Annotated in this window: 16 protein-coding genes and 1 pseudogene; 13 read left to right on the top strand and 4 right to left on the bottom strand. The window is 43.4% G+C overall.

The window, feature by feature from the left end; all coding sequences use genetic code 11:
- Positions 1–128: 128 nt before the first annotated feature.
- The 7 genes and pseudogenes from F6K49_RS14330 to F6K49_RS14300 form a co-directional block, all read left to right on the top strand.
- Positions 129–359, top strand: a pseudogene (locus F6K49_RS14330) (RNA-guided endonuclease TnpB family protein); the annotation flags it as partial.
- A 104-nt stretch (positions 360–463) separates the two neighbouring features.
- On the top strand, positions 464–3,382 hold the full coding sequence (locus tag F6K49_RS14325; RefSeq protein ID WP_293097585.1) for a tetratricopeptide repeat protein: 2,919 nt from the start codon (positions 464–466) through the stop codon (positions 3,380–3,382).
- A gap of 327 nt (positions 3,383–3,709) precedes the next feature.
- Positions 3,710–4,234: a hypothetical protein gene (locus F6K49_RS14320; protein WP_293025465.1), complete on the top strand. Its 525-nt coding sequence runs from the start codon at positions 3,710–3,712 to the stop codon at positions 4,232–4,234.
- 275 nt (positions 4,235–4,509) lie between these two features.
- Positions 4,510–5,967: a tetratricopeptide repeat protein gene (locus F6K49_RS14315; RefSeq protein WP_293025467.1), complete on the top strand. Its 1,458-nt coding sequence runs from the start codon at positions 4,510–4,512 to the stop codon at positions 5,965–5,967.
- An 8-nt stretch (positions 5,968–5,975) separates the two neighbouring features.
- On the top strand, positions 5,976–7,625 hold the full coding sequence (locus F6K49_RS14310) for a tetratricopeptide repeat-containing sulfotransferase family protein (RefSeq protein ID WP_293025469.1): 1,650 nt from the start codon (positions 5,976–5,978) through the stop codon (positions 7,623–7,625).
- A gap of 308 nt (positions 7,626–7,933) precedes the next feature.
- Complete coding sequence (locus F6K49_RS14305; protein WP_293025471.1) at positions 7,934–8,512, top strand: Uma2 family endonuclease; 579 nt, start codon at positions 7,934–7,936, stop codon at positions 8,510–8,512.
- A gap of 273 nt (positions 8,513–8,785) precedes the next feature.
- Positions 8,786–9,010, top strand: coding sequence for a hypothetical protein (locus F6K49_RS14300; RefSeq protein WP_293025473.1), 225 nt, complete (start codon positions 8,786–8,788; stop codon positions 9,008–9,010).
- A 397-nt stretch (positions 9,011–9,407) separates the two neighbouring features.
- On the opposite strand, the gene F6K49_RS14295 is transcribed toward F6K49_RS14300, so the two are convergent.
- Positions 9,408–9,827 carry a DUF29 domain-containing protein gene (locus F6K49_RS14295; RefSeq protein ID WP_293025475.1) on the bottom strand — a complete coding sequence of 140 codons (420 nt, stop codon included), beginning with the start codon at positions 9,825–9,827 and terminating at the stop codon, positions 9,408–9,410.
- Positions 9,828–10,455: 628 nt separating this feature from the next.
- On the opposite strand from F6K49_RS14295, the gene F6K49_RS14290 reads away from it, so the two are divergent.
- Genes F6K49_RS14290 through F6K49_RS14275 form a run of 4 tightly spaced genes read left to right on the top strand, consistent with a single transcriptional unit; the run spans position 10,456 to position 15,200 of the window.
- Positions 10,456–10,569 (top strand): helix-turn-helix domain-containing protein, encoded by a 114-nt coding sequence (locus F6K49_RS14290; RefSeq protein WP_293025499.1) that lies wholly within the window; start codon positions 10,456–10,458, stop codon positions 10,567–10,569.
- Positions 10,570–10,619: 50 nt separating this feature from the next.
- Positions 10,620–13,112 (top strand): dynamin family protein, encoded by a 2,493-nt coding sequence (locus tag F6K49_RS14285; protein WP_293025476.1) that lies wholly within the window; start codon positions 10,620–10,622, stop codon positions 13,110–13,112.
- Complete coding sequence (locus F6K49_RS14280; protein WP_293025477.1) at positions 13,105–14,169, top strand: diguanylate cyclase regulator RdcB family protein; 1,065 nt, start codon at positions 13,105–13,107, stop codon at positions 14,167–14,169. Before F6K49_RS14285 ends, F6K49_RS14280 begins: the two co-directional genes overlap by 8 nt.
- Positions 14,170–14,174: 5 nt before the next feature.
- Positions 14,175–15,200 carry a patatin-like phospholipase family protein gene (locus F6K49_RS14275; protein WP_293025479.1) on the top strand — a complete coding sequence of 342 codons (1,026 nt, stop codon included), beginning with the start codon at positions 14,175–14,177 and terminating at the stop codon, positions 15,198–15,200.
- 90 nt (positions 15,201–15,290) lie between these two features.
- Here F6K49_RS14275 and petA read toward each other — a convergent pair whose 3' ends face one another.
- A complete protein-coding gene (gene petA, locus F6K49_RS14270; protein ID WP_293025501.1) occupies positions 15,291–16,280 on the bottom strand; it encodes a cytochrome f in 990 nt (329 codons plus the stop codon).
- Positions 16,281–16,394: 114 nt separating this feature from the next.
- Positions 16,395–16,937, bottom strand: coding sequence for a cytochrome b6-f complex iron-sulfur subunit (gene petC, locus F6K49_RS14265; protein ID WP_293025481.1), 543 nt, complete (start codon positions 16,935–16,937; stop codon positions 16,395–16,397).
- 239 nt (positions 16,938–17,176) lie between these two features.
- Here petC and F6K49_RS14260 point away from each other — a divergent pair, with 239 nt between their 5' ends.
- Positions 17,177–17,494, top strand: a complete 318-nt coding sequence (locus tag F6K49_RS14260; protein WP_293025483.1) for a DUF3067 family protein — start codon at positions 17,177–17,179, stop codon at positions 17,492–17,494.
- Between the two features lie 191 nt (positions 17,495–17,685).
- On the opposite strand, the gene F6K49_RS14255 is transcribed toward F6K49_RS14260, so the two are convergent.
- A complete protein-coding gene (locus tag F6K49_RS14255) occupies positions 17,686–17,850 on the bottom strand; it encodes a hypothetical protein (RefSeq protein WP_293025485.1) in 165 nt (54 codons plus the stop codon).
- Between the two features lies 1 nt (position 17,851).
- On the opposite strand from F6K49_RS14255, the gene F6K49_RS14250 reads away from it, so the two are divergent.
- Positions 17,852–17,998 carry a hypothetical protein gene (locus F6K49_RS14250; RefSeq protein WP_293025487.1) on the top strand — a complete coding sequence of 49 codons (147 nt, stop codon included), beginning with the start codon at positions 17,852–17,854 and terminating at the stop codon, positions 17,996–17,998.
- The last annotated feature ends 9 nt before the right edge of the window (positions 17,999–18,007 follow it).

The raw sequence follows: 18,007 nt of genomic DNA, 5'->3' as shown, positions 1-18,007 counted from the left end.
GATGATAATCCCTTCTAGAGGTATCAATGACAATGATTCCTTTCATGAGGAGCCGTATGACGGGAAACTGTCACGTACGGTTTTGAAGACGAGTCGGCTGGGGGCGACCCCCCGACTTAGTTTAACCTAGCTTGGATAAAGATGAATTGCCTGTGTGGAATGCTGACAACCCAAAATCCTACAAGTTCAGTGGTAAGAGAATCAAACGTGGATTATACCGAACTAGCAAAGGTTGGTTGATTAACGCTGATTGCAACGGAGCGCTAAATATAATTCGCAAGCACACAAGTAACCCCAATGATTGTATCGGAGGGTTTAGAGGTTGTTTGGCTCAACCAGTAAGAGTTTTATGCTCTTAAGAATCCCCCGCTATAATCGTCCGGCTTAGCCGACGCGGGGCGCGTTCGATTTAGCGGTGGGAGCAGTCAACTGCCCAAGCTAGTTCTAACCCGATAGCTGCCTAATGATCAAGGTTGAACCAAGTTACCAACAAGTCAAGGCTTATTTAGCCAACAAGCAATGGGGTCAAGCCGTTGCTTCTTGTAGGCAAGCCTTGAGACGGCAGCCTGATTCTGAGGAATTCAATGTTTTACTAGGCTTTGCCCTAGCTGCTCAGGAAAAGCGGAGGGAGGCAATTTATGCCTATAGTAAAGCGCTGCAACTCCAACCGGAGCAAGCTCAAACTCATGCTTGCCTAGGTGAGTTATATAGTCAACTCCAGGAGCTCACAACAGCAGCATGGCATTATCAACAAGCGGTTTGGCTACAGCCGGATCAGGCTGAGTACCATTACAATCTAGGAATCACGAGGCACAAGCTGTGGGAGTGGGATGCTGCCAAAGAAAGCTATCAGCAAGCGATCGCACTTAACCCCAAGGATGCCAAAGCCCACTATCACCTAGGAGTGTTGTATGGTCAACGGGGTCAGTTAGAGGAAGCCAGCAACAGTTATCGCCAAGCCATTACCAACCAGCCAGATTACCTCAGCGCTTATAATAACTTGGGCTGTGTTCTCTTTGAGCTAAAACAATTCGAGGCAGCAAAGGCAGTCTATCAACAAGGTATCGACCAACAAGGTATCGACCATAATCCTAAGTGTGGGACTCTGTATAATAACCTGGGTAAGGTGCTGCAAGCACAAGGTAAGGCAGGTCAAGCTCTGGTGGCATACAGTAGTGCGATTGAGTTAAACCCAGAGCTAAAATCAGCTTACTTAAATCTGGGTCGGTTATGGCAACAGAAGGGGAATTATCCGATAGCAGTGCAGTATTTTGAAAGGCTGCTGAGGCTGGATCCAGAACAGATATTGACCTACAGTGAATGCGCCAACGCCTTGATGGCTCAGGGGAAACTAGCCCTAGCCTTTGACTATTTACGAAAAGCGATCGCATTGCAACCAGCTTTTGTGGAGGCTTATTGCCAACGTGCTAAAAGTTTACCAGGCCAAGACATACTTGAGCGATCGCAAATTTATTGTTCTGGATTTCTTGAGGCACTACGGAACAAAGAAGATACTTTCCAAGTCTGCCTATATCTGTGGCAGACTTATTTGTATTTAGGGGATACCTTGTTTGAGTATGGTGCAGCAAAGCAGGCGGAAAAGTATTACCAGAAAGCGTTACAGATTCAGCCAGACCAGGTTGAGTTGTATATACGGTTAGGGGATTGTTTAGCCGAGCAGCAGCGACTGGATGCAGCAGTGATGACTTATCACATGGGTTTAGCCTTGCAACCAGCTCATCCTCAGATTTATCTACGGTTAGGGCAAGTCTTGAGCAAACAAAAGCGGTTCCAGCAAGCCCTTGAATACTACCAATCCCTCTGGCATCAGCACTTAGAAGAGGGCAAGGTGAGCGGTAACCTTGGTAGTCTCGGAGTCTTGCCGATAGATAACGTGCCGAGAAATAACTATAGTGCTAAGCCGCCAGATAACTATAGTGCTAAGCCTCTTACCTCCCAACCCCCTCACCCGATCAAGGGCATTTATGAAGCGACTAGAGACTGGTATATCAACACAGAGTGCCATGGCTGCTACTACATAGAGGTACCTTGGTCAACCATCGACAAGGATTGGCAATATACGGGATCGAGGGAAATTGAAGGTTCTGTGAACCATGGTTCCCAGGGCAATGGTTTCCCAAACGATATCAACACCATGTCCATGGTAGCGCCGCCAGTTTCTGCCCTGGCTCCTATATCTGTTGAAGGCAGCAAGTCTCAGTCTCAGTCCCAGTCTCAGTCCCAGCCTCAATGTGGCGGTGTTACCTGTAATCGATGTATGAGACGACTGTGTAACCAGTTTCAGTCGATTCATCTCGGCAAGAGGGTCTATCAGTGTCAGCCACCGCAAACACTTTCTGTGGATTCCCCTACTGTCTTTGTGGCGACTATCCCACAAGGACGGGCTTGGATTGCCCCCCAAAGCAGTTACTGGAAGATTTGTCATAGCATCGCCATCATTACTCCAGATGATTATTTGCTATCTGACCTCTCTCGAAATTACCCATGGTATTTACCTGGATGTGAGCATTACGACCCCAGAAACCATAGAATATTTAGTCTGGATCAGATGCCGCCTTTAGAGTACATTGATGGCACAGTAGCGGTTCTATCGGGACTGTCTGGACATGGCTACTACCACTGGATGTTTGATGTCCTGCCTAGAATTGAAATCCTACGCCGCAGTGGGATAGATTTCCCTAAGATTGATTGGTTTTTGATCAATACGCCACAGCAACCCTTTCAACAAGAAACCCTCAATTACTTAGGCATTCCTGCTAACAAAATTATCTCCAGCGATCGCTACCCCCATATTCAAGCCCAGGAGTTAGTCTTACCCTCCTTTCCCGGACATTTTGATTGGGTACCGCAGGGTACTATTAACTTTCTCAGACAGAGGTTTCTACCGCAAACTCTGGAATTAAGATACCCAGAGCGGATCTACATTTCTAGAGCGCAAGCCAGACATCGACAAGTTATCAATGAAACTGAGGTCAAGGAGCTGCTATCCCAATTTGGTTTTATTACCATTGCCCTAGAAAGCCTATCTGTGAAGGAACAAGTTGCTTTATTTGCTTCTGTTAAAGCAATTGTTGCTCCCCATGGCGCTGGTCTGACCAATACTGTATTTTGTCGCCCTGGCACTCAAATTATAGAACTAGTCTCACCCAGTTATGTGAGAACAGATTACTGGATGATTAGTCAACAACTGGGACTAAAACATTATTATGTAAAAGGAGAGAATTTTGACTGTCAACCTATTCGAAAATTAATGTATACTAGCTCACTAACAGAAGATATATTAGTTAACCTAGATTCCCTTTACTCAGTAATGAAAATTACTGGCCTAAATCAGCTATGCTCAAGGGTGCATAACCAATAAGGAGGCAAAGGATGCCATGGATTCAGTAAAACTATTTGGGCTCTACCGAACTTGCTGTGTAACAATCTTAGGCAATAATTGCTATAAATAATAATTATTGGGCGATTGGGCGGGACTTTTAGTTTTTCAGAGAATGTTTTTTGATAAATAACCAGTCCGATCAGACCTAGTGGTCAATAAGCGCGTTTTTATACACACTATCTTCGGTAGAAATACTAACTATTTGAGAATACAAAAAAACTAATCTTGTTTGTGGCGAAAAAATCTGTAATAAATTATAGTTGATAGGTGGTAATATCAACTAGGATAAAGAAGGAGTTATAGTAGATGTCTTCTATGTTTGCTGACCCAGATCTTGAAGTTATCCCAAATGATGAAGACGGCTTCGTTATCTTAGGACCAGACGATGAACGAAGTAATATTAGGGGGAGCGATGGTCTAGATATTATTCAGACTGGTAATCAAAACGATGAGATTAGCGGTGGTGACGGGAATGATGTGCTCTTGGGGCAAGCAGGGGATGACCAAATCACTGGCGGTGAAGGCGATGATGTGGTGCTGGGTGGAGAAGGAGATGATAACCTGATCATAGGACCAGGCACTGATGTGGCGATCGGGGGTCCTGGAGAGGATACATTTACCTTCGAGTTCTTTGACGATCAGCCGGATATTATTACTGAGTTTAAGTCTGGAGAAGATCGGATCGTGATTCCAGGGGTTGATGACCAGACTATCGTAACTTACGACTCGATCACTGGTCAGCTAAAAGTGGATGGGGAAACCATTGCTCAATTGAGTTCAGGTTTGGATGTTGAAATTAATAAAACTGATGATGGTTTTGAGATACTTTAGTAGGTCAGTAATCAGCAATCAGCAATCAGCAATCAGCTGATAGGCTATTGGTTAGGTCACAGCGTGCCACGATACTGCTAGAAGCCTGTGCCGCGATACTTGAGGTGCCAAAGGCCAAGGGCTGACCGCTGACCACTGACCGCTGAATGCTTGATTTGAGTTGTGAACATGTTTTATGAAGGAAAGGCAACAGGCAAAAGTTAATCAAGTAGCGCTGCTCCCTGCTCCCTGCTCCCTGTTCCCTTTTCCCTGTTCCCCGTTCCCTGTTCCCTCTCATGTACACTTACTTAACTGAAGCAATTGCCGCTTGTGAGCAAGCGTTGGAAAGTCCATCTCCAAATCGACCTGATTTTGCCTCGACTTGCCGAGTTTTAGGCAATATCTTGCAAGGGATGGGTCGGTTTGATGATGCAATTTTCTGGCACTCTAGAGTGTTCGATGACAAACCGAATTTAGTGCAAGTCTATGCTAAAATAGGAAATATATACAGCAGTCAACAACAGTGGCAGGCAGCGATCGCATCCTACTATCATGCTATACGCCTCCAGCCAGATTTTGCTGAGGCTTACTGGAGTTTGGCAGAAATCTATTCTCAGCTGGGGAAAAAAGACGAGGAAATTGAGTGTTGGTATCAGACTCTGAGCCTGAAACCCAAATCAGCCAATGCTCAGGGACATTATAAACTAGGGAAAGCGTTCCTGGCTCAGGGTAAACCGGATCGAGCCATTGCTTGTTTCCAAAATGCGATTGAGCGTGACTCCACCCTATGGGCAGCTTACTACGAGTTAGGAGACTGTTTGATAGCCCAGGGGAAGTGGGAGAATGCGATCGCATGTTATCGTCAGTTAATCGACCTTGACCCAAATCAAGCTAAGGCCCACTATAAAATTGCTGGGATTTGGCTCAAACAAGGAATGGTGGACACAGCGATTGCAGCATTTCGCCGCTCGATTGAGGTTGATCCAAATTTTCCTGGAGCTTATCGGGAACTGATCCAACTGTTGATTCAACAGCAGAAGTGGGATGAAGCGATTGTCTCATGCCGTGCGGTCATTGCGACAGTGGGTGACTATCCCTGGACTTATGTTAAACTCGGGGATGCTTTGGTAAAAAAAGGTGAGTTGACCGAAGCCTACACTTGTTATCAACAAGCTGCTCAATTGCGGGGTTGGGATCAGTGTGCTCAGAAGGATTATCGATTCACCCAGGATAGGTTTACCTTTAAAATTCCGGTCTGGGAAAAACACTTGCAGCCCCTAGCTGGTGTCGCGGATGCTCAGTGTCTGGAAATTGGGAGTTTTCAAGGCAATTCCGCTTGCTGGTTACTTGATAAAATCCTGACTAACTCTTCAGCTCGATTAACTTGTGTTTCGCCACACTTTCAGGAAGAGTTTGCTGGAAATATAGCTAAAACTGGAGCAGCGGAAAAGGTGACTAGGTTAGAGGGAAAACCTGAGCAGTTGCTTAATTCCCTTGATGGCAATTACTACGATTTAGCTAACATTCGCGACAGGCGTCACAAAGCTACCATTGCTGAGCAAAATGCTTTACTTTGTTGGAAGCTACTCAAGGTGGGAGGGCTGATGATCGTTAATAACTATGGATGGAGCAATCCTGCTAAACCACAAGAAGCGCCTAAAATTGGGATTAATAGGTTTCTAGATTCAGTTAAGGGTCAGTTTGAGATTCTGCATCAGGCTCGCATAGTGATTGTTCAAAAAATAGCGTCTTAACGGTAACGATGTCAAGGGATATCAAACACTCTTCGGGTCATGATCACGACTCTGTTGACCCAACCGAGGGCCAGCTCAAGGTGGTGAAAATTCAATTAAAGTTGGCTAAAGACCATGCTAATCGGGGTAGTCTGTATGCTCAACAGCAACAGTGGCCCGAAGCGATCGCATGTTACGAAAAAGCGATCGCTATTGACCCCAAATTTGCTGGAGCTTACCGTAACTTGGCTCGGGTTTTTGCTAAGACTGGTCAACAGGACGAGGCTACGGAGTGTTGGTATCAAGCCCTAAGCCTAGAGCCAAATTGGGCTAAAGCCGAGGAGCATGTTAAGTTGGGCAACAGCTTGTGGTCTCTGGGAAAACCAGACCAAGCCATAACCTGTTATCGACAAGCGATTGAGTTAAAGCCCAATTTACTCCAAGTTTACTATCGTCTCGGGGAGATACTCCAATCCCAGGGAAAGATGGAAGATGCGATCGCATCTTATCAACAGGCGGTCGAGAATAATCCCCGAAATCACCAAGCCATGAACTATTATCGACAAATAGTCGATAGTAATCCCAACTCTAGCGCTAAAGATTATCATCAGTTGGGTCAACTGCTCAGAGGGCAAAGTCGATTCAAAGAAGCCATAGAGTCTTATCAAAAAGCGATTGAGCTTGACCCCTGTTTTAAGCGAGCTTATGTAGACCTACAGTACACCTGGATTGAATCAGAGCAGTTAGAGCAACTTATCACCTTTTATCGACAGTGCATCAAACGGCAACCAGATTTTCCTCTGGCTTGGGGTAATTTAGGGGATGTGCTAACCGAGCAAGGGCAACTTCAGGAGGCGATTAGCTGTTACCAAACTAGCGCTTACAAAAAAGCAGTTGCATCCCATCCCAACCTGGCCGAGGTTGACTGGAAACCTAAAAAAGAACATGGTCCAGACTTCGTTATTATTGGAGCGGCTAGATCTGGTACATCTTCATTATATATGTATCTGAGTCGTTATCCACAAATTATCTCCCCTCATAAAAAAGAGTTAAATTTTTTCAGTAAATATTTTAATCAAGGGATTGATTGGTATCTCGCCCATTTTCCATCTATTACCGACACTCCTAATTTCTTAGCTGGGGAAGCAAGTCCTAATTATTTTGACTGCACTGAATCTGCCCAACGGATGTTTCAGTTTTTACCTAACGTTAAGCTCATTGTTTTATTGAGAAATCCCGTTGATCGCGCCATCTCTTGTTACTATCACAATTTTTATCATGGTCGAGAAAAGCGCAGTCTAGAAGATGCCCTAAATCTAGAGAAGCAAAGACTGGAAAGTTTGACAGAATCGGAGCTATTACAGATTGGGTATCGACACCCAAATAATTTATTAGGAAGTCTTTACGTCTATAAGTTAAAACGATGGATGGAGATTTTTCCGAGAGAACAATTTTTAATAGTGAAGAGTGAAGACTTCTATAGCAATCCTAAGACTGTCATGAGTACCATCATTGAATTCCTGGGGTTATCTGATCAGAAGTTTTTTCAATATCCCAAATGCAATGGTAGGTCTTACACTCCCATTAGTCAGGAATTGAGACAAACCTTAAGTGAATTTTTTAGACCTCATAATCAGAGGTTGGAAGAGTATTTAGGAATGTCACTTAATTGGGATTAGAATCAAAAAAGCGGTGTTGCTCATTATGCGTATGGTTTTGCCCCCCTAGGGCGTGTTTTAAACGTTTTCCACAAGATTATGATCCCCCCCAGCCCCCCTTGAAAAAGGGGGGAGCCATACTCAAAGTCCCCCTTTTTTAAGGGGGATTTAGGGGGATCTCCGAGGTAATAAGACACGCCCTAGACCCCCAATCATGGGGTATTTAGGGGGCTTTAAGAAAACCAAATGATCGCGCATTAATTTATTAATTCAGCAACGCCTATTTCCTACTGTTCCCTGTTCCCTGTTCCCTGTTCCCTAAAATTACCATGGTTAAAACCACCTCCAAACTCACTTTTGAGGAATACCTGGAATATGATGATGGCACAGATAACCGTTATGAGCTGTTTGATGGGGAGTTAGTAGAATTGCCTCCTGAGAGTGAACCAAATAGTTGGATAGCAACTTGCCTAATGGTCGAATTAGCACAACTAATTAAACCCCGCTTAATTAAAACGCACAGTTGTGAATTACAAGTTCCAGGAAATCCTCAAAATCGCTATCCAGATTTAGTAGTAATTAGAGAAGAACATCTTATCCAAACGGAAAAACGCCTAACTATCACCCTTGATATGCTTCCACCACAGTTTGTGGCTGAGGTAGTTAGCCCCTACAAAAATCAAAGGGATGAAAACTACCGACGTGATTACGTGGAAAAAGTACAACAATACCAAGAAAGGGCTATTCCTGAATATTGGATTATTGACCCCCAAGAGCAGTTAGTAACTGTGCTGGTGTTAAACAATGGTCGTTATGAAAAACAAGAATTTCGGGGTAATGAGCAGATTGTTTCCCAGACTTTCGGTGATTTTAAGTTTACGGCTTTACAGGTTATCAGTGCTAATTGATATAGCAGCTGCGTAGGGTGTGTTAGGGACGGTTCGCCCTGATATTATGTTTCGCAGTCAGTGTTGAGATAGCCCGTCCCGTAACGCACCACCGGGTCTGGAAGAAATAACGAATTTAAATTCACATCAGCTTACCTGCGTTCGCTAAAGTTATGCGTTCGTTTTTTTGAAATTTATTATCAAATTACCTCCAAAAAAAAATATAAAAACCCTTGACAACTAAAACCATAATCATTACAATAATCAGTATGAACATAATTCAGGTTTTTAACCATGTCTCAAAACTTTATTCCGAATCAAAACAATAATTCTGATGAATCTAACCAAAAGAAACAACGTATTAAGTACATTAAGGGCTCTCCTGAAGGAGTCACCAAGACTATTTACTCCCTTTCTGCACTCGGGTATGGGTCGGTTTCCGACTGGAGCCCTTTGCAGCCAACCGGAATTCCAGGGCAAGTAATTAGTTTTGCAACCAAGTATTCGACTTGGCGTTAATAGGTTAAATTTCTGGGGGGGTTTCCCCCCGGCAAAGGCTCCGGTCTTTTGGCGTAGCGTGACCTTTGCCCAATGAAATAGGATTACATCCGGATTGATTCGGAAAGTGAGAGACATGACATAGTGTTTACTGAAATAGCCGTGGATAGTATTTCTACGGCTATTTTTTTTGCTATAGATGGGTGTGGAATGTGAGTTAAGGAGGCGATTGATTGCTATCATGGTGTTATTGCGTTCGCGTAGCGTGGCCAACGGCCAATCGCATCAGATTCCGATTGGAGTTATTTTCAAATAGCCCAAGCTTAATGACAGCAAAGTCAGTACAAAGAAGCACCGTAAAACCCTATCCCTTCCTGTCATAACAATATAATTTACATGAAGACCAGCTTAGGATAGGTCAATCTTGATCTAAAATATCAGAAGTGAAAGGACAATTCTGAGGAAAACTAACAGATGGATAATTCCTGCTCACCTTCTTCAGTGGATATCTGTAGCAATCGGAAAAGACCGATTCAAGATAAGGCTTGAGGCTAGGAGATTCAGACAACAGAAGATTAATCTGTTCTCTTTGTTCATCGATAGTATTTTCCCAGCCTCGATAATCAGGCTCTGAATCTACGTACTGCCTTTTTAGCAAATGTTCCATCAAAACCTTAAGTCGGCTCTGAAGCTCTCGTCTATCGGATCGTCCCAAGGATGCTATCTCCTCAATTAAATTGTCTATATCCAACTCATCAAAGTTTTTTGTTTTGAGTTGCTGGCAAGTTGTCTCAGTCCACAGAACGAAATCCTGATCATACAAGTCATGATTACTCATTGCTTGTTCATCCTTTTCTATTTTTTTTGTAACGATCAGAGCCTCTCCCGTTTTCAGGTAAAACTGCCTGCAAAAAATAACGCTACTCTTGAGGCTTTCAGAGAATAAATCAACAGCATAGAGTCAACTAATCAAGGGGCATCTCATAGTTGAAATATTCTCCTTTTTTATCCTATATCATGTCGGGATAATTACCCTTAATAAAAATCTCCCCCATCTCCCCATCTCCCCATCTCCCCACACTTCCCACCCTCCCCGCGCCCGGGCTCCTTAATTATGGGTATTCAACCAAACTTGATATGAGGGGGTTTGGGCTTTGGGGGAGCTATAAAACCCCTGGGCTTAAGGAAGCTTAGCGGGGGATATAGGCTTTACAAATGAGTTGTAAAACTAGATTATAATTTTTTCTAATCAAAACAAACGCTGTATTCCTTACTAAGGCTACCATATCCAGATTTTTATGTTCCCTAAAGCGTTTCATCCTATGTTTACATCTCAAATAAAAATGCTATACATGGACTCCCCCAAGTTAAGTTAAGTTACTCAATGTAACTTAACTTAACAATTAAAAGTGTTTAGCTTACCAATAAATAGTGTATAATCTCTGCATACAGCTTTTCAACTGTAAATACTACTAACACTCAACTACCGCTACCGACTCTACCCCGATGCTACTCAACAGCAAACGCTGATTGAGTGGATGGAAATCTATCGGACGACCTACAACTATGGGTGGCGATAGATTAAAAATTGGTGTAACAGTCGGCAAGAAAAAAAACGACTCCCATAGCTTTGGATGTTTTTGGTTCATCTGTTATTAATGTGACGCAAGGAGCAGAGGTAGAAGCAATGTATTCTGGATACTTGAAGCCTGATATTGAGGGTTTACAACAAGACGTTATTACACGACTGAAGGAAATCAGTGACCTGATGACGGATGCTAGTGAAATACTAGGAGAGGAGGGTTCAGGGAATAATTACACCCAATTGAAGCAGAAAGTAGATACTGCCAAACAGCAGGTGGAAAATCTGGAATTAGTCATGTCGATTATCGCGCCCATGAAGGCAGGTAAGTCTACAGCTATCAATGCGATTGTTGGGCGGAAACTTCTGCCTAGCCGCAGTGATGCCATGACCACACTCCCTACAGAAGTTGTCTTTAAAGCTGAATTAGAACAGCCAATTTTGAAGTTGAGTGAACCAGTAGTTTCTGTGTTTAGCAAGACAATTGAGGCTTTGCAGAGCAATCTTCAAGAGTTGGACACTGACGAAATGGAAAGTATGATGGCTAAGTATAGGCATCTGAATGACTTAGTTGAAAAAATCAAAAAACAGCCTTTAGCCTCACTAGTCCCTAAACAGGAAACCTTTGGCTTTAATAATATCCGGAAAACCCTGACTGCTTTGAATGACATTATCCGTTTGTGCAGCCTGAATGAAGTTGACGATCCTATTGGTAAACTTCTCTGTCTTAATCTTAAGTCTCCGCGCATTGAAACTCCCTTTTGGCAAGAAGAAGATGCTGATAAAACTGCAAAAATCGGTAATCTAGTAATTATTGATACCCCTGGAGGTACTGAAGCTGGACAAGAGCAGAAACTAAAGGCTGTAGTCACAAAGCAGCTCACAAAAAGTGCAGTTGTTTTGATTATGCTCAATTTTGGCGCAATGGGCAGAACTGCTGACAATAAAGTTGAAAGTGAAGTTGAAGAAATAAGAAATTTACAAGATAGTGAGAAGGATAACCTATACGTTTTGGTAAACCAGATTGACAGACGTGGTAAAAATTCCAGGACTCCTGAGGAAGTCAAGGACTTTGTCAAAGAGGCATATGGCATAGGTGATTCTGGCGAGAACAAAGATACAAATAGAGTTTTTGAAATATCAGCTCACTGGGCACTGTTCTCTGCTAATTTCTTTCTTCGAAAACTAGATAAAAATGAAGATGCAGCTAAAAATGATATCAAAATCCAACCAGATATTGCCAGAGATTTACTAGGAGCAGAGTGGGAAGACGATATTGAACATGCCTCCTTGGAGGAACTGAAACGTAAAGTTAGGAAGCTGCGAGAAAGATCAGGTTTTGATGATTTTATTAAGAAGGCAATGGAGGAGTTAATGCTCTCAGCAGCGCCTGAATCCATGAAGGCAGCACTTAAAGAAATTTGCAGCTACTTAAAGCATATCCCAAAGGATGTAGAACTTCAGATAAAAGCTATTAACCAAAAGGCAGCAGAAATAAAAAAGCAAAAAGATGCCTTACAATCTAAAATAAATGGTCTTGAGGATTGTCGCCATCGTCTGAAAGAACGAATAGAGGAAAAACAGGAACAACTTAATCAGAAGCTAGAGGCAATTCGTATTCCCCTAAAAAAAGCAGCAGAAGTGACTATTGACGATTATTTTTCACAGTCTCCAACCGACGCTTTACAAAAATGGGAAACATTTGCAAGTCAAATGGGTGTAGCAAAAAAGATTGTAGAAAAGAGAATCCAAGAGTTTATTTCTTTTGATGACTGGATTAAAAATTATTCAATTTTACAGTTCAAGTGGAATACTGATTATTCAGTTGAATTATCAAGTAAAGCAGATGCAGAAGAATTTCGTAGACTGGCAGTTAATTACGCAACTGTAAGAACAGAAAAGTTATTTGACAGTATTCGTGAAGCGACTGAAGAAGAACTAAAAAACTCCCGTGAAGAGCTGACATTATTATTAGATAGTGAGACAAAGCCAATAATTGAGGAGGCGAGGGAGCAACTGTCAAAAGGCTTCGATGTGGAAATTCCACCCCCACCGCCAGAACCAGACATAGACCTAAATTCTATTCAACCTTCAGTAGATGAGTTACCAGAGTATGGATACGAAGAAGTAGATGAAAACTACAGGCCATGGTATTTTTTTGGGTGGCTTGAAAGAACAAGGACAGTGATTAAAAATGTACAAGTAGGTAACAAATATATTGTCAACCTGAATGATTTAATTACTAAAATTAATGAAGTAATTAAGGAAAAAATTGATATAAACTATCAGGGAAGTCAAGAGTACATTGTTCAGCAATTTGAAAAGGATACTGAAACCTTTTTTCAAAATCTTCAACAGTACTTAGGTGGATACAAAGACCAGATGAAGGAGTCCCTGAGGAAGCAGGGATCTGAGGAAAAGCAAAAAACAGTGGTAGAAAACCTCAAGAATAAGTTAGCAGATGATGCTCGAGAACAAATCAAAAAGGTAGATATTATTCTCCAACGTATAGAATACTTCTTATCTCTAAATAATGGATAATTATAATATAACACATCTTCAAGAACTAGAGTCTCATCTTAAAGAACTAGACTCTCAGTATCAAGTCCCCATCCTGAGGGATAAAGCTCTGATTGACCTAATAAATGGTATTCAGGTCAACCGCGACCTCATCAGCTATGGTAAGAAGCAAAGGAGTCTGGGCCGCCTGTGGGACTTACTAACTGGCAGCGACTCCCAGCGCCAATCCCTCTTAGGTGAAAACCTAGTCGCTGGTCAAAATACACTGTACCAATGGGCATTAGAACTCACTTCTTCCGAAGATATTAGTCAAGTAGCACTGGCTGTTACCCAGGAAAAATTGCTGGAAGCCCGTGAGGCTATTCGCCGTCAGCAACAAAGGCTAAATATTCAACACCAAGAACTAAGAACTCTGCTGCAAGGTTTGACTAAAGAGATTGACTCACGTTTCCAGAAACTGGATGAAAAGATAAATAACCTAGAAGTAAGTACGGCTGCTCATCAGGAATTTGAGAGCATAATAACTTTCTGGGAAGCAAAGAGTACTTACACAAAGCTACCTTGGGTAGTACAGGTAGCCTTTTTAGCACGGCAAGTTTTCAGTGGTGCAGTTGCTAGCTATGAACTGAAATCTAATGATAAAAAACTTTATCGTGAGTGGTTCGTCAATCGAGTTGTCAAGTCTCCCAGAAGCCAAGAGATCCCGGACCCCCAAATGACTCCTCATAACCCATTCTGTTCCCTTGCAGACCTTCTAGAGAAAACTAGGTTAGACATGGCAGACAATGGCCGCACATTAGAATTAGCAGCAGCGTTGTTGGAGGTTCGGTCAGTGCCGCGAGAGCGTCTTTTAAAGACTCCTTTGCTATTCACTATTGGTACAACTCTGGAACTGGCCGCCCTCCCTCCTGAAGATATACCGCCAAAGCCCGCACATTGTGCAATTGAGCTATGTCGCGCTCACATTCAACACATCGACCAAACCACAGATCGAAGACAATTTGTCGAAACCATTGTGCATGAAACCGCTAATGACTGTATGGCAATCATGGCAACCCGTCCTACTATCACAAGTTGAGCTCTATGGAACACACAAACCCCAAATTTGGACTTGTACTAGCTGGTGGTGGTGCTAAAGGAGCATATCAGGCCGGTGTATGTAAATATCTTGCCGAAATTGGACTAGAGCCACAAATTATTGCTGGCACTAGCATCGGCACCCTTAATGGCGCTGTTCTCGCATCCAGTGAATCATTTGCGGAAGGTGTCAAGCGATTGAATAAACTTTGGGATCAATTAGGTCAAAAACAGGTTATCCGTCCCAATAAGAGTGCAGTTCTTAAAACATTAAGCTATGGTGCTAAAGCTTTTATCCCAAATCTGAGAACGTGGTGGTTTGATTTCTTAGTAAAGATAGGGTTGCCCAAAGACCACAACGCAATCTTTGACCCTGAACCTGTAGAAACTCTATTACGCGAAGCCGTAGACCCGGCTAAGCTGCGAAAAGGTATTGAGTTATGGGCAACAGTATTTCCAGCACTGAAAATACCAGACTTAGACTACGATTTACTGATGCCCTTAGTCGATCTTTTGCGAGCCCAAGCTGGTACATCTGCCCACTGGCTTCGGGTGCAGGATTGCCAAGATGATGAAACTCTCTATAATTTACTCCTTGCTAGTGCTGCCATTCCCTTGGCATTTCCTCAACGAGAAGTTAATGGTCAGTTCTATGTAGACGGTGCTTTGGGAGATAATATCCCCTTGGGAGCATTAGCCGCTCGTGGATGTACTTTCGCCATTGTAATTCACTTAGATAACGGAGAAACCTGGAGCCGCCACGACTTTCCAGAGCAAGCCATCATTGAAATTAGACCAGAACAACAAATCAATAAATCGAATAGGCCAGTTATCGGTTTCATTGATAGTTTGCTAGACTTCAGCCCTGAACGCATCACAGAACTCAAAAAGCGTGGTTATGAAGATGCCCAGCGTTGCTTGCAGCCAATTCTCGAAACCTTTATAGCGATTAGAGCCATGCGTGGTTCTCAGGACAAACTGATCAAACAGACATGGGAGTTGCACAATGACCGACCACTATTGGATGATTAAGGGTTGTGATAAATAAAGGTTGACCATTGATATAGTCAACCTTTAACCAATAACTATCGCAATAGTGACTTCTAAACCAGCCACTTAAGACTAGAAATTCATTTCAGCAGCTTGCACCTTCTCTACTTGCTTCTTCTTAATAACTAGCAAGACTTGAGATAGCATAATCGCGCCGATGAATAGCATCAACCACTTAATCCGAGCTGGGTCTTGTAAGACCACTTCCACATCCCTTTGACCAAATCCACCAACATTAGGATCAGTACTCAGAGCTTGTCCTGATACTACCTGATCTCCTTCAGCAACCAGTAACTCTGGGCCAGGGGGAACCGTATCAACTACAGTCTCGCCGTCTGGGGTCTTGATAGTGACGTCGTAGCCAACATACTCTTCAAAGGTAATTTTGGTAATTTCACCAGTGGCAGAGGCATTGAAGGCATTATTATTGCTAAGGTTACCAGCGGGGTAAACCTGACCCCGTCCCCGGTTACCACCAACATGAAGCTGGTATTTACCAAAATAGATATTTTTCTCAGTTCTGGGGTCAGGAGAGAGAACTGGGAACACAATTTCTTGATACTCCTCACCTGGTAGAGGACCAACGAGTACTATATTTTCCTGCTCTTCGCTGTAAGGTTGGTAGTACATGTTTTCGGTTTCTTCTTGCATTTCCTCCGGAATCCGGTCAGGAGGAGCAATCTTGAAACCTTCCGGTAACATCACCACGGCACCGACCTGTAAGCCACCTTTAGAACCATCACCATAGACCTCTTGTGCTTCTAGGTCATAGGGGATTTTAACCACAGCTTCAAATACAGTATCTGGCAGTACCGATTGGGGAATTTCAACTTCTGTCGGTTTCTCTGCTAGGTGACAATTAGCACAAACTATCTTGCCAGTGGCTTCACGAGGGGTTTCTGGTGCAGTTTGCTGTGCCCAGAAGGGATAGGCAGCAGCTGACTGGGGAACTGCCAGGTCGCTGGCAAAGAAAAGGGCGACAGCTGCCACAACCAAAACGATAGCTCTGGCAATCATCCCCTTGCCACGGTTAACCATCACCGATACATCAGGTGTTCTCATCACTAAGCCAAAAAACTCAAAAATTGGTAATTTAAAAATTGCAACTTGTTAATTGCTAATGGTTGATTAGCACTAGTCAATTAACTAAAAACTAAGGACTAAGGACTAGAGCAATTAACTCCACCAGGGGTTTTCACCAGTGCGGAAATCAGTTTCTTTCCAGGTGCTGAAGACTAGGGTGTCGTTTTCTGTTACCGTGGCGTGTGCCAAAGCTAGAGACAAAGGCGCTGGTCCACGTACTACCTTGCCAGTATTGTCATACTGGGATCCATGGCAAGGACAGATGAACCGGTTCTTGCTAGCATTCCAAGGTACAACACAGCCTAAGTGAGTGCAAACCGCGTTGAGACCGTAAGCCTCAAGACCTTGATCTTCAGTAACAATCACATAGGTGGGGTCCCCTTTGAGACCTTGAGTCAGGGTGCGATCGCCTACATTGTGACTAGCTAAAAACTCGCTGACCTTGATGTCATTGCCCAAAGCATCTTTAGCTGTGACACCACCACCAGCCCCACCACTGGATGGGGGGATAAAATACTTAACGATTGGGTAGAGAGCTCCAACAAATGTGCCGGTAATCGTCCCAAACGCCAAGAGGTTCATAAATTGGCGACGCCCCATATCTGGAACGTCTGGAGAGCCAGAAGCTTGAGCCATAACTGAACGCCTAAAGGTATACTTTTTTTACAATTCTGGGAAAATTACCAGAATTTTTTGAACCCTGTTTTTATAACTGTAGTGTAATTTAACCACTGGACAGGGTTGCCCAAATCCCTGCAATATAAGGATTCACGGCTTGAACTATAAGTATTATTACATTCTTTTACGCTTTATCATAAAGTTAAGAAGCGTTGTATTTGTAACAAAATGTAAACATTAAGTTAGGGCAACAGGCTATGACAGGACAGGACTTGCACCAACTCCTGCTCAATAAGTGGGGACGCTCCTATGACATCCAGATTCGGAGGACTCAAGGGAAAATCTTTGTTCAGGTGATGTGGAAGTATCTGGAGCAGCAATCCTTCCCCCTTTCTGAAGCTGAGTACCTAGAGCATTTAGATACAGTAGCCAACTATATCCGAGGTTGGGGAGGAGCCAGCCAGGTGCAAGAGTTCATTAACAACACCCGTGAGCGTCCACGACTAGGCAAAGTGGTCAGTATTCCCATAGAACTAGGTGAGCGGTCCTCAGAATGGATGCTAGAGGATTTTTAGGGAGTAGGGAGTAGGGAGTAGGGTGTGGGGTGTGGGGTGTGGGTAGTAGGGAGGTGTGGGTAGTTTAGACAACGGCCAAAAATCTCGAACTATTAAATTCTACCGTTCGCGTAGCGTGGCCATAGGCCAAAGAAGTTTATGTTAAGCTGACGGCTTGGTCTGAGGGGATTGGTGCTGTAGTGGGAGCTAGATCAGGGATGAGCTTTTTGGGCTTGGGGGATGCGATCGCATTTCATAGAATTGTCTGGCCGATTAGTCTCAGTCTTAGAGTTCCCCCCACTGTTGGTCAGAGGAACACCTGTGATCAACGGGTGCATCTGATTAAAGCTGTTTGACCCGGTGGGTGGAACAGGCATCTTGCCTGTTGCAATTTTCCGGCGGGCTGTCTCAACGCCTCTTACCCCGATTCCCGATTCCCGATTCCCGATTCCCGATTCCCGATTCCCGATTCCCGATTCCCGATTCCCAATTCTTAATTCTAAATTCTTAATTCTTAATTCTTAATTCTTAATT

The organism is Moorena sp. SIO3I6, assembly GCF_010672095.1.
The sequence above is the reverse complement of the archived record's forward strand: the minus strand, read 5'-3'. Positions and strand labels throughout refer to the sequence as shown.